Here is an 11,603-nt window from a genome sequence, read left to right as displayed (position 1 = left end):
GGGCTGGGGCTGGCCGGGAGTCTGCGGGGCCTGCGGGCCGGGGCCGATCGGGCCAGACTGCGCTTCGGCCTGTGCCTGCGCCGGTGCCTGCCCTGGTGCCTGGTAGCCGCCGGCCGCCGGGTCCGGCGTCGCCGGCACCGCGGGCTGGATCAGCGTCCGGTCCGGCGCGTCGGCGGCCGGCTGGATCAGCGTCGGGTTGTCGGCGGGGGCGGGCTGCGGTGTCGGCTGCGGTGTCGGCTGCGAAGCCACGGTCGGCGGGACCGCGTCCTGCTGGGCCGGGCCCGCCTGGGGGTCCTGGGCCCCCGAGCCGCCGGACGCGGCGGGGTTGGCTCCGAAGCTCTCACGCACGTCCTGCTGCGCCGCTTCGTTGGCACCGTTGTCGCCCAGGCCGCCGCTGCCGCCTGCGTTGCTCGAGGGTTCGTTCATGAGGAGGAGCTTCGCCTGTTCACCTTAAATGCTGCTGAGACCAGGACAAGAGGTGACCGAAAAAGATGGGCCCGGATCCCCTGTGTTTCCACAGGTGTGGGACCTGTTGTTTATCGAGCTTATGCGCTACGTGCCCAAGACGGCACACAGGCGCGTTCTCCGCAGCGGGAGAACGCGCCTGTGTGCCGTCTGTCGGGACCTGCCTGTCAGGACCTACTGTCGGGTCCTGCCTAAGCGTTCGCCGCCCTGCCGCTGTTCTGGGGACTGTCCTCCTCGGTCGGCTGCCCGGGCACCCAGAACCCGAGCAGGGCCCCGCCGCTCGGGGCCCGCGCCGCCGCGACCCGGCCGCCGTGGTTCTCAGCGGCCTGCCGCACGATGGCCAGGCCCAGGCCGGAGCCCGGCATGGTGCGCGCCTCGGTGGAGCGGTAGAAGCGCTCGAAGACATGCGGCAGGTCCTCTTCGGCGATGCCCGGGCCCTGGTCCGCGACCTGGAGCAGTCCGTCGGACAGCCGCACGGTGACGGTCCCGTTCTCCGGGCTCCACTTGGCGGCGTTGTCCAGCAGGTTCGTCACGGCGCGCTCCAGGGCCGCCGGGTCGCCTTCGAGGTACCAGGGCTGGAGCTGGATGTCGAACTTCAGGTGCGGGGCGCGCCTGCGGACCCGGTCCACGGCCTGCCGCACCACGTCGCCCAGGTTCACCGGCTCCGGCGCGGTCTGCGGCTTGGTGTCGCGGGAGAGCTCGACCAGGTCGCCGACCAGGATGGACAGTTCCTCCATCTGGGCCTGCACGTCGCCGATGAGTTCCGCGCGGTCGGCGTCACTGATTTGGACCGGACTCGACCCCGGAGCCGGGTGGTTCGAGCTCGCACCGAAGACCTGGGAGAGCAGATCGATGTTGGTGCGCATCGAGGTCAGCGGCGTGCGCAGTTCGTGGCCGGCGTCGGCGATCAGGCGTCTTTGATGTTCCTGGGAGCGGGCCAGCGCGGTCAGCATGCTGTTGAAGCTGGTGGCCAGCCGGGCCAGCTCGTCGGTGCCCTGGACCTCGATCGGCCTCAGGTCGCCGGTGCGGGCCACATACTCGGTGGCCTCGGTGAGCCGGTCCACGGGGCGCAGCCCGGTGCGGCCGACGGTGATGCCGGCGCTGCCGGCCACCGCGATGCCGGCGATGCCGACCAGGATGGAGACCAGACTGAGGCGGCCGAGGGTCTGCTGGGTGTCCGCCATCGACTCCGCGACCAGGACCGCGGTCCGCTCGTTCGGCGGCTGCAGCGCCGTCTCGACGGTGGTGATCGGCACGCTCAGCGCCCGGTAGCGGACCCCGGCGATGACCAGCGTCGAGTAGTGGTCGTCGCGGGTGTGCTGGGCGACCTCCAGGTCCGCGTTCGAGAACTTGATGTCGTCCTGGACCAGCTGGGGAGGCAGGTTCGACTGGCCCGTGGGGGTGCCGCCGCCGTCGTAGACGACGTACACGGTCGAGTCGAGCAGCCCCACGGCGACGTGGGTGTTGACCAGGTTCGTGGCGTTCTGCGCCTTCTGGTACAGGCTGCTGTCCATCTGGTTCAGGATCTGGTTCCGCACCGTCACCCAGGCCGCGATCGAGGCCAGCGCGACGCTCAACCCGACCGCGACCATCACCAGGGCGGTGATGCGGGTGCGCAGCGGGACGTGCGACATCATGACCGTGATCTTGGCGCGCAGTCGTTCGTAAGGTCCCGGGCGCTCCTCGGACTCCAGATGGTCGGCGGGGATGAATGGGTTCACGGGGCCGTCTCACGCAGGGAATACCCCACTCCGCGGACCGTGTGGATCAAGCGGGGCAGATCGTCCGCCTCGGTCTTGCGGCGCAGGTAGCCGACATAGACCTCAAGGGAGTTGGCGGTGGTCGGGAAGTCGTAGCCCCAGACCTCTTCCAGGATCTGGGCCCGGGTCAGCACCTGCCGGGGGTGCCGCATCAGCAGCTCCAGCAGGTTGAACTCGGTGCGGGTCAGGCGCACCGGCTTGTCGGCCCGGGTCACCTCGCGGGTGGCCGGGTCCAGGGTGAGGTCGGCGAAGGCCAGCGGGGCGTCCGACTGGTCGGCCAGGCTGCCCTGGGTGCGGCGCAGCAGCGCGCGCAGCCGGGCCAGCAGCTCCTCCAGCGCGAAGGGCTTGGGGAGGTAGTCGTCGGCGCCGGCGTCCAGGCCCGCGACCCGGTCCGGGACCGCGTCGCGCGCGGTGAGCAGCAGGACCGGCAGGTCCTCGCCGGCCGAGCGCAGCCGGCGGCAGGTCTCCAGGCCGTCCAGCCTGGGCATCATGACGTCGAGCACGACGGCGTCCGGCCGCCGCTTCGCGATCGCCTCCAGCGCCGCCAGTCCGTCGGCCGCCAGCTCGACCTCGTAGCCGTTGAAGGCCAGCGAGCGGCGCAGCGAGTCACGGACCGCCTGGTCGTCGTCCACCACGAGGATGTGCATGGCCGCATTCTGCCCCGCCCGGTTGAGAAGACGCTGAGATCACGCGGATGTTTTTCCCGGCGATCCGCGCGCCGCCGAGCGTGCGGATTAGACCGTTAGAGGGATACCCGTTATCCACAACCCGGGTTTATCCACAGTCGGTCATGTCATGGTCGCGCTCCGTGCCCGGGAATCGGCACAGTATCGGTCATGGATCACGACCTCACCACCGCCACCGGAGCCGTCGCCGCCGACGGCCTCCCGTCCGGCGGCCCCGATACCGGCGGCGCCGCAGCCGGAGCCGCCGGAGCCGCCGCCGGAACGCCGGCCCCGTCCCGTCCGCGCGGTGCGCGCGGCGGGATTCCGGGCCAGGCCGGAGCCGGTGTGTCTGGCGGGGCGTCGGGCGGCTCGTCCGGCGGTGCCGCGAGCGCTGCCGGTGCCGCTGCCGCGGGTGCCGTCGGTGCTGTCGGTGCTGCTGGTGGGGCGTCGGGTGCGGCTGCCGGTGGTGGTGACGACCCGGGTGCCGGGCCCGGTGCCCACGCCGGTGCGGCCGATCCCGCCGCCCCGGTCGGCACCGTCCGGCTGGCCTCCCCGGGCTCGGTGGTCGCCTCGATCCCGTTCCTGTTCGGCTTCCATCCGGAGAACAGCCTGGTCGTGCTCGGTGTCAGCCATTCGGCCGAAGGCGGCAGCTTCATCCGGCACGGGGTCCGCATCGATCTGGACCAGGTTCGCGGACACGAACGGAGCACCGCCCTGGAACTCGCGGCGCGGCTGCGCGATCAGAACGCGGACATCGCCATCCTGGTCGCCTTCGGCCCGCGCGGCGCCACCGGCGCCAAGGCCCGGCCCGACCACTGCCGCAAGCTGATGGCCGCGTTCCGGGCCCAGGTGGAGGCGGCGGCCAGCGAGGAGCGGGTCACGGTCGTCGACGCGCTCTACACCGCGAACGGCCGCTGGTGGTCCTACATGTGCCGCAACAACCGCTGCTGCCCGTCGGCCGGGACCGTCGTCCCCGCCGAGGCGCCGGCCGCCCTGGCCGGGGCGTTCGCCGCCCGCGGCCACACGGTCTACGCCAGCCGCGAGGCGCTCGACGCGACCCTGGACCCGTACCCGCCGGAGGTCCTGGCCCGCACCTCCGCCGCGGTCGAGCAGCTGGACCCCACCTGGTACGACACCGACGCCGGCCTGGCCGACGCCCGTCGCCTGATGGACGTGCTGTTGGCCCGCTGCGGCACGGACTCGGACGAACCCGCGCCGCGCTCGGCTCGGCCCGAAGGTCCCCGCGCCGGTCGTCGCGGTCTGTCCGGCAGCGTGACCGCGGCGTTGTCCACGGAGCGTCCCGGATCTCAGTCCTCGGATACGGACTCCCGGTCGGCCGACGGTTCTGTCGATGCCGATGCCGATGCCGATGCCTCCGAGCAGACCGCGTCACACGTCAACGGCACCGCCCCGCACTCCGCCGACGCCGTCATCCCGGCCGCGCGCACCTCCCGCCGCCTCACCAACCGTGTCCCGGGCGCCGGCGCGTCCGACGGCCCGGTGCTCGCCGAGCCGCCCGGCTCGCTGCTCGCAGCGCCGGTCCTCAGCGACGCCGAGGCGGCCGAGCTGCTGGTCGCGCTGCTCAACTGGCGGGTGCGCGACTACCTGGCGTGCGCCGCCGCGACCGTGGACTCCGCCGGGCAGCTGCTGCGGCTGGGCGCGGAGCTGGCGCGGCGCGCGCCGCACCCCGATCTTCGCCTCGCCCCCTACGCGCTGGCCGCGTGGGCGGCGTGGGCGATCGGCCGGCCCGCCATCGCGCAGTGCGCGGTGGACCGGGCGCTGGCCATCGATCCCGAGTACAAGTTCGCCTCGCTGATCCGCGCCGGCCTGCACCACGCCATCGACGGCGAGGGCGTGCGCGAGTCCGCCGCCAACACGCGGCGCGAGATGTTCAGCGAGGCCGCCGCCGATCCCGATGCGCCCGGTCGCGACGCCACAGGTCGCGACCATGCGGACCGGGACGGCACCGATCCGGACAGCACCGATCTGGACGCTGCTCCGGCCCCGATCCCTTCTCCCCGCTCCACCAAGAAAGTCCGCACCAAAACCGAAACCGATCTGGAGTCACCATGAACCGCATAGAGCAAGTCGCCTCGCCGACCCCGGCCCAGCAGCCGCTTCTTCCCCGGGCCCTGGCCGACGTTCGTCGCCGAACGGCCCACGCTATGGTCCGGCCGGGCGGGACCACGTACCGGGCCCGCCGCACCTCGGGCTTCGCTGTCGCGATCGCGGCGCTCGCCGTGCCGTTGCTGCCGAGCCAGGCGTTCGGCGTGGCGTCGTCCGTCGACGCGGCCAGGGCACCGCATGTCCGGCACCACATCCAGCTCGGCCCTTACGACGAGCACAGCCAGGTCGGCCGACACGGCCAGGTCCTTCCCGGCCCCGGCGCCATGACGCTCCAGGGCTGGACGGCCAGCGGCTGGACGCTCACCGCCCCGGACCGCCCGGCCGACGTCGGGCTGTGGGGTCACCTGCTGGCCATGCACCACGACGGTCACTACGTGCCCTGGCTCGCCGGGCCCCTCGAGTCCGCCGATCCGGCGTACGCGTTTCATCCGCGTCCCGTCGTCCTGCCGGACGGCACGCGGGGCGAGATCGCGGCCTACCGGGTGTCCCAGACCAGTCCCCGCGCTGCCGACCCCGCCGCCCCGGAGTCGCAGACCCCTGCCGGCCCTGCCGGTCCCGCCGACCCCGCCGACTCGACCGGCCCGGACGGCTCCGGCTCCAGCCCCGGCGGCTGGTCGCAGCTCGGTGGCGGGTCCGCCGACCGCACTTCGGACGGCCTCGCAGCCGTGCGCGGCGCCCGGTCGCAGGTGGTCCCGGCTCCGCTCATCCCGTTCTCGGCACCGGCCAACACCAAGCAGATGCTGGGGACGGTCAGGCAGGGCGCCGACATCCCGGACGGCGCGGCGAACCACGTGCCGACGTCAGGGCGGGTCATGGCCGCGGCCGTTCCATCGGTGGCACCCTGCCTGCGGGGGGACTACCCGGCCGGCACGGACCGTCACATGGTGGCGCGTCTGCACCCGGCCAGGGACGCCATGAACGTGGTCGTCACCAACCGGCGTACTCCCTGCGCGGCAGCGGTCGACTACCTGTCCCAGGCTCGCGCCTGATGAACGGCGCGGCCCTCCACCCGATCGCGCGTGCCCGCCTCACCGCGGGCCGCGCGGTCCTCCGCCTCACTCAGGGCGTCGGAGCCCGGGGCGTCGTCTTCGGACCCCTCCTCCGCCGCCAGCTCGGCCGCCCAGGCCGGATGCTCCCGTTCCGCCCAGCCGCGCGTCACCCAGCCGGTCCGCATCCCGATCCGGGCCTGCCGGTCGTTCAGCGCGAACCACACGTGGCCGATCACCACAAAGCCGATCGCCAGCGCCAGCCAGTCGTGCACGAACGTCGCGCCGGTCCGGGCCGACACCCCGACCAGGTGCGGGAACCACATCAGGGTCCCGGTTCCGACCATCACCAGGATCGCGCCGCACTGGAAGGACGCGTTCAGCTTCTGTCCGGCGTTGAACTTGCCGACCGGAAGCGTCAGCTCCCGGGCCCGGTCCTCACGCCAGGCGCGGTTGCGCAGCCACTCGCGGTCGACGTCGGTGTGCCGGCTCAACCGCCGCACGTCTGCCCGATACGCGCGGGAGAACAGCCCGGCCGCCATCGGGATCGGCAGGGCGAACCCGGAGTACAGGTGGATCAGCGCCACTGCCGGACGGTGCCCGATCCAGACCGACAACGAAGGCAGATACAGCACGGCCCCGGTCGCCATCAGTGTCAGCATCAGCGTGGCCGTCACGCGGTGCACCCACCGCTCGGCCCGCGTGAAGCGCTCGATCCTCCGCCGGACGCGGCCGGCCTCAGCCGGTCGGGACATCGCCGTTCCTCCCGTTCGACTTCCCGACCCAGGCGTCCACGTCATAGCCGTAGCCCTCCCAGTAGCCGGGACGGACCGCGTCCACCACCTGGATCTCCGAGAGCCACTTGATGCTCTTGTACCCGTACATCGGCGCCGCGTAGAGGCGCACCGGCCCGCCGTGTTCGTGGCTGACCGGACCGCCGAGCATCTTCAGCGCCACCAACATGTCCGGGTTCTCGGCCTGGTCCAGCGTCAACGACTCCGTGTAGGTCCCGTCGAAGGAGACGAAGCGCAACGCCTTCGCAGAACTCTGTACCCCGGCCAGGGCGAGCATGTCCCGCAACCGCACCCCGCTCCACGGCACGTTCGGGACGCGCCAGCCGGTGACGCACTGGAAGTCCCGCACCATGTCGGTCTGCGGCAGCGCCGCCAGATCGGTGAGTGAGTACTGCTGAGGGTGGTCCACCAGCCCGGAGATCGACAGCCGGTACGTGGCCGGATCCGGCGTCGGAACGCTCCCGGTCACCGTGTAGATGCGGAACTGGTTCCCCAAGGGCAGCAGATTCGTCAGCCCAGTCGGATCGTGCTGCGCCACATCAGCCAGGAACCGCTGCACGGCGGACCCGCTGAACACCCCCAGGGCGCCCAACCCCACCACGCCGACCACGATACGTCGCCCGACCGGCCGCCCTTCCCGGCCCGACCGGCCAGGTCCGTCGCCGCTCCCGCCGGCACCGACACCCCCATCGACGTCACTGCGGGAAGCGTCCAATGCCTCTGCCACAAACCCATCAGATCACCGCAGGTCATGTTGCACCAGCATTCAGCAGGAGGTTCTTTGGTTCGTAATAAGTCACGCTCCCGCGTTATGCGGGGGAGCTACCGCCGCAGTCAGGGGCGTCGCAGGTCGGCGACCCGGGTCTGCAACCGAGCGAAGCCGGTCATGTGTCTTCCCCCTCAACCCCGCGAGCCTCGCGAGGAAGAGCAAGGGTGGACACGGGAGAGTACTGAGTGAGTGAACCGGCGAGTGAATCGCTGCTGCGCAGGACCAAGCGCGCCACGTTCGACCAGCTCTTCGCCGAGGGTGCGGAGGCGTTGGCCGACGGTTCGTACGGGATCCAGGTGGTGCCGGCCGAGGGCGATCAGCGGTGGGGAGTGTCTGCGCTGCTCCGTCCGGATTCCCGGGCGGCAGTATCGGTGGAGGCGCTGACCTGCGAAGCCGTGGCGATCGCCGGCGACGGTCACTGGCTGACCGGTGCCGTGGGCAACTCGCACCTGACCATGCGCGCGCTGGAGTACCCGCGTGACGACATCGGGGACGACGATCCCCGCGTCGCCCGCTATGCCGACGCCCTGCGTGCGGCGTCCGTCGGGGTCCGGCCCCTGACCTTCGAGGTCACCGGCCTGACGCTGACCCGGCTGTCGGTGATGGCGTGCGCGCTGCCCGTCGATGAGGCCGCAGACCGGCTCTCGGCCGCCTACGCACAGGCGCTCGGGCCGGACGCGTGGCTGGAGAAGGAGTTCCATCGTGAGATCTGGTACTTGAACCTGGTGCACTTCGCGGCCGCGATTCGTGATCCGCACCGTCTGATCCGCTGGGTCGCGGAGCGGCGCCGGGTGGCGCCGATCCGGCTTCGCGTCACCGAGCTCGAGATCGCGACGTGGCGCTTCACCGGCACCGGCATGACCCCGCGGCGGTTAGCCGCGACGGTGCTTGGGTGAGCCGATCATGTGGCGCAGTGCCTCGGCACGCCACCAGCCCGGGCGTTCCGGTCCGGTGATGCGTGACCAGGGCTGTTCGGGGTGCAGGCCGAGGTGTCGCAGGTGCTCGGCACGGAGTTGGATCTGGAACGTGCCGTGCCAGTGTCCGTCGGGTCGTCGTCCGCAGTACAGGTTGATGTGGACGTCTTCGGGGCCGAACGGGAGCCAGTCGATGCCGCGGTCGAGCAGTCAAACGGCGACGGCGCGCTGCGGTGACGGGCAGCCCGGGAGGTTCTCGTATGCCAGTATGGTGATCCACTCGGGATCCTCATTCGTCATGGGGCAATCGTAGGCCGCCGGCGCTGTGTGTTCCTCGGATTGATTCCGGTGCTCAGCTGCCGTGCTCAGGTCCGCCGACCCCAGTTCTCGTCACCTTGACGACATCACGCTACGATGAACGAATGCCACAGGACCTCGCCGATCCGGCCTATGACCCGACCGACTACCCGCCGTTCGCGGTGACCGTCGATCTGGTCGTGCTGACCGTCGCCGAGCAGGGGCTGAGCGTGCTGGCCGTGCGGCGCGGCGAGCCGCCGTTCGCGGACCGGTGGGCGCTGCCCGGCGGGTTCGTGAAGCCGGACGAAAGCCTCGGCGACGCCGCGGTGCGGGAGCTGGCCGAGGAGACCGGGCTGGGGTTGGAGGTCGCCGGGCAGGACTCGCAGGGCGTGCCCGACCACGGCGTGCACCTGGAGCAGCTGGCCAGCTACGGCACCCCGGACCGGGACCCGAGGATGCGGGTGGTGTCGGTGGCGTACCTGGCGCTGGCGCCGTTGACCTCGCTGCAGGAGGGCTCCGAGGGGCCGTTCCCGGCCGCCGGGGGCGACGCGCGCGCGGCCGAGTGGCTGCCGGTCGCCGACCTGCCCGGATCCGAGGGCCTGGCCTTCGACCACGCGCGGATCCTGGCCGATGGGGTCGAGCGAGCGCGGTCGAAGATCGAGTACTCGTCGCTGGCCGCGGCGTTCTGCCCGCCGGAGTTCACGGTCGGGGAGCTGCGCAACGTCTACGAGGCGGTGTGGGGCGTGCAGCTCGACCCGCGCAACTTCCACCGCAAGGTGACCGGTACGCAGGGCTTCCTGGTGCCGACCGGCGGCACCACGTCGCGGCAGGGTGGCCGGCCGGCGCAGCTGTTCCGGCGGGGGAGCGCGACGTTGCTGAACCCGCCGATGCTGCGGCCGTCAGTGGACTGAGCCTGGAACTGGGCCGGGCACTGAGCCGGGAACTGAACCGGGAGCTGAACCGGGAGCTGGTCCGGCCGGAACGGTTGGCCGAGCAGCCGATTCCGTCGAGCGCTGCTGAATGGCCGCTGAATCGCTGCTGAGCCGCTGCTCAACGGCTACGTCGGTTGAGTACTTGCGCTTGCTGATCCACTGAGCTGATTGAACGACTAAGGAGACTGAACGACCGGCCTCACGCCACGTGCGGGCGGGCCGTCAGTTCTCCCCGCCGATGTCCACGCTGTAGGCCTCGTAGACCAGGTCGTTCCCGCGCTGGCAGTGGCGGTCCAGGCGCCGGGTCAGCTCGGCCAGCTGCTTCTCGCTCATGCCCGCGATGGCACGGTGCATGGCACGCCGGAGCTCGGCGTGTTCGCGGATCAGCGTCTCGACGGCGAACGTCAGGCGCGGGTCGGCGGCGACGATCTCGGCGTACAGGCCGTGTTGGCCTTCGGTCGCGGCCAGGTGTTCGGCGATGGCGGCGGAAAGGGGGACGGCGGGGGCGAGGCCCATGGCGCAGACCTCCTCGCGAGTGGGGGGTCCTCTCATGGTGCGCACGCCGGAGCGGGGTTGTCCAGAAGTCGGGGATAGGCAGTCGGCTGCGACACTTCATCACTCTTCACGGTGATTTCCCCCGGTCCCGTGAGTGATCACGGCTACCGTAGCGGACAGCGATGTCGCGGACGGTGATCAAACGGTGGACACCGGCGTCGAACAGCCGGTGCCGCGCGACAGCAAGGGCCCGGAGCAAGAGGAGTCGCGGTGATCGAGGCGATCGAGCTGACCAGCACCCGCCGGTCGCGCGGCGCGGGCGGCGGCCCTGTCCAGGGGGTGTCGTTCGACGTCTATCCGGGCCAGGTGACGGCCCTGCTCGGAGCGCCCGGAACCGGAAAGTCCACGGTCCTGCGCCTGATGGTCGAACTCGAGCTCGGAGGCGGCCGCACCTTGTTCGGCGGTCGCCCCTACCGCGCCCTGCGCCCGGCGGTCCGCGAGGTCGGCCTGGCCCTGAACCCCGACGCCGTCCACCCGGGCCGCACCGTCCAGGCCCACCTGCAGCTCTACGCGGCCGGCGGCGGCGTCCCGAAGCCCCGTATCGCGGAAGTGCTCGAAGTCGCGGGCCTGTCCACGCAGGCCACCGTCCGCTGCGGCCGCCTCGACCCCGGCCAGCGCCAGCGCCTGGCCATCGCCGCCGCCCTGCTCGGCGACCCCGCGGCGCTGATCCTGGACGAACCGCACGCCCTCGACACCCACGGCATGTCCTGGTTCCACGCCCTGATCCGCGCCTACGCGGCCCAGGGCCGCACCGTCCTGGTGGCCGCCACCGACCCCGACACCCTGGCCGGCACCGCCGACCACGTGGTCGTCCTCCGCCGCGACGAGCAGGACGGCATCAGCCGCGTCATCGCCAGCCGCTCCGCCGCCGAGGTCTTCGACGAACGCCGAGCCACCGTCGTCCAGGTCCGCAGCCCCCAGGCAGCCCGCCTGGCAGCGGCGCTCGAAGCCGAAGGCGCCCGCCTGGCCCCCGCCGGCCCCGGCGCCCTCCAGGTCCGAGGCCTCGACCGAGCCCGCATCGGCGAAGTCGCCCACGTAGCCGGCGTCTGCCTCCACGAACTCTGCGAGATCGGCCACGACGACGACGTCTTCGGCCTGCGCCCCGTCCCCCGCCAAAAGGAACTCCTCCCCGGCCTCAACCGCGCCGACACCATCTGGCACTCCGGCGTCCGCCTCGTCGCCGACGAGATCGAGGAGGCGGAGGTTATCGAGGCCGCGGCGGAGGCGAGCGCCGAGGCCGCGGGCGTTGGCGCTGGCGCTGGTGGCGCTGGTGGTGGAGCGGCGCTGGCGGATGTGGTGGCGCAGGGGGCGAGTGCCGGGCGGGAGGCGGCTGGCATCG

11 protein-coding genes and 1 pseudogene are annotated in these 11,603 nt (G+C 72.0%); 6 read left to right on the top strand and 6 right to left on the bottom strand.

What is annotated here, in order from left to right; all coding sequences use genetic code 11:
• The 3 genes and pseudogenes from GWK61_RS47775 to GWK61_RS47765 all read right to left on the bottom strand — a co-directional run.
• A pseudogene (locus GWK61_RS47775) lies at nt 1–426 on the bottom strand (hypothetical protein); the annotation flags it as partial.
• Nucleotides 427–656: 230 nt separating this feature from the next.
• Nucleotides 657–2,186, bottom strand: a complete 1,530-nt coding sequence (locus GWK61_RS60235; RefSeq protein WP_323748088.1) for a sensor histidine kinase — start codon at nt 2,184–2,186, stop codon at nt 657–659.
• Nucleotides 2,183–2,872 (bottom strand): response regulator transcription factor, encoded by a 690-nt coding sequence (locus tag GWK61_RS47765; protein ID WP_194919931.1) that lies wholly within the window; start codon nt 2,870–2,872, stop codon nt 2,183–2,185. The genes GWK61_RS60235 and GWK61_RS47765 overlap by 4 nt, the downstream gene beginning before the upstream one ends.
• A 189-nt stretch (nt 2,873–3,061) precedes the next feature.
• On the opposite strand from GWK61_RS47765, the gene GWK61_RS47760 reads away from it, so the two are divergent.
• Nucleotides 3,062–4,963, top strand: a complete 1,902-nt coding sequence (locus tag GWK61_RS47760) for a DUF4192 domain-containing protein (protein ID WP_194919929.1) — start codon at nt 3,062–3,064, stop codon at nt 4,961–4,963.
• The gene (locus GWK61_RS47755; RefSeq protein ID WP_194919926.1) at nt 4,960–6,006 is read left to right on the top strand and encodes a hypothetical protein; all 1,047 of its coding nucleotides are present in this window, start codon (nt 4,960–4,962) and stop codon (nt 6,004–6,006) included. The genes GWK61_RS47760 and GWK61_RS47755 overlap by 4 nt, the downstream gene beginning before the upstream one ends.
• Here the strand turns inward: GWK61_RS47755 and GWK61_RS47750 are convergent.
• Both GWK61_RS47750 and GWK61_RS47745 read right to left on the bottom strand, forming a co-directional pair.
• The gene (locus GWK61_RS47750; RefSeq protein WP_194919924.1) at nt 5,982–6,758 is read right to left on the bottom strand and encodes a cytochrome b/b6 domain-containing protein; all 777 of its coding nucleotides are present in this window, start codon (nt 6,756–6,758) and stop codon (nt 5,982–5,984) included. The genes GWK61_RS47755 and GWK61_RS47750 overlap by 25 nt on opposite strands.
• Nucleotides 6,742–7,407, bottom strand: coding sequence for a molybdopterin-dependent oxidoreductase (locus tag GWK61_RS47745; RefSeq protein WP_438939824.1), 666 nt, complete (start codon nt 7,405–7,407; stop codon nt 6,742–6,744). The genes GWK61_RS47750 and GWK61_RS47745 overlap by 17 nt, the downstream gene beginning before the upstream one ends.
• A gap of 344 nt (nt 7,408–7,751) precedes the next feature.
• Between GWK61_RS47745 and GWK61_RS47740 the strand changes: the two genes are divergently transcribed.
• From GWK61_RS47740 to GWK61_RS47730, 3 genes are all read left to right on the top strand, one after another.
• Nucleotides 7,752–8,462 carry a hypothetical protein gene (locus tag GWK61_RS47740; RefSeq protein ID WP_194919921.1) on the top strand — a complete coding sequence of 237 codons (711 nt, stop codon included), beginning with the start codon at nt 7,752–7,754 and terminating at the stop codon, nt 8,460–8,462.
• An 81-nt stretch (nt 8,463–8,543) separates the two neighbouring features.
• Nucleotides 8,544–8,717 (top strand): hypothetical protein, encoded by a 174-nt coding sequence (locus GWK61_RS47735; protein WP_194919919.1) that lies wholly within the window; start codon nt 8,544–8,546, stop codon nt 8,715–8,717.
• Between the two features lie 185 nt (nt 8,718–8,902).
• Nucleotides 8,903–9,688, top strand: coding sequence for an NUDIX hydrolase (locus tag GWK61_RS47730; RefSeq protein WP_194919917.1), 786 nt, complete (start codon nt 8,903–8,905; stop codon nt 9,686–9,688).
• A gap of 243 nt (nt 9,689–9,931) precedes the next feature.
• Here the strand turns inward: GWK61_RS47730 and GWK61_RS47725 are convergent, their stop codons facing one another.
• Nucleotides 9,932–10,225, bottom strand: coding sequence for a hypothetical protein (locus GWK61_RS47725; protein WP_194919916.1), 294 nt, complete (start codon nt 10,223–10,225; stop codon nt 9,932–9,934).
• Nucleotides 10,226–10,474: 249 nt separating this feature from the next.
• Here GWK61_RS47725 and GWK61_RS59040 point away from each other — a divergent pair.
• A partial coding sequence (locus GWK61_RS59040; protein WP_194919913.1) for an ATP-binding cassette domain-containing protein occupies nt 10,475–11,603 on the top strand: 1,129 nt, incomplete at its 3' end.

The organism is Catenulispora rubra, from assembly GCF_015356825.1.
GTDB classification, from domain to species: Bacteria; Actinomycetota; Actinomycetes; order Streptomycetales; family Catenulisporaceae; genus Catenulispora; species Catenulispora rubra.
The sequence above is the reverse complement of the archived record's forward strand: the minus strand, read 5'-3'. Positions and strand labels throughout refer to the sequence as shown.

Excerpts from the sequence above, each read along its gene's own strand:
- GWK61_RS47765 (WP_194919931.1), bottom strand. The coding sequence starts at position 2,872 with ATGCACATCCTCGTGGTGGACGACGACCAGGCGGTCCGTGACTCGCTG.
- GWK61_RS47760 (WP_194919929.1), top strand. The coding sequence starts at position 3,062 with ATGGATCACGACCTCACCACCGCCACCGGAGCCGTCGCCGCCGACGGC.
- GWK61_RS47755 (WP_194919926.1), top strand. The coding sequence starts at position 4,960 with ATGAACCGCATAGAGCAAGTCGCCTCGCCGACCCCGGCCCAGCAGCCG.
- GWK61_RS47750 (WP_194919924.1), bottom strand. The coding sequence starts at position 6,758 with ATGTCCCGACCGGCTGAGGCCGGCCGCGTCCGGCGGAGGATCGAGCGC.
- GWK61_RS47730 (WP_194919917.1), top strand. The coding sequence starts at position 8,903 with ATGCCACAGGACCTCGCCGATCCGGCCTATGACCCGACCGACTACCCG.
- GWK61_RS47725 (WP_194919916.1), bottom strand. The coding sequence starts at position 10,225 with ATGGGCCTCGCCCCCGCCGTCCCCCTTTCCGCCGCCATCGCCGAACAC.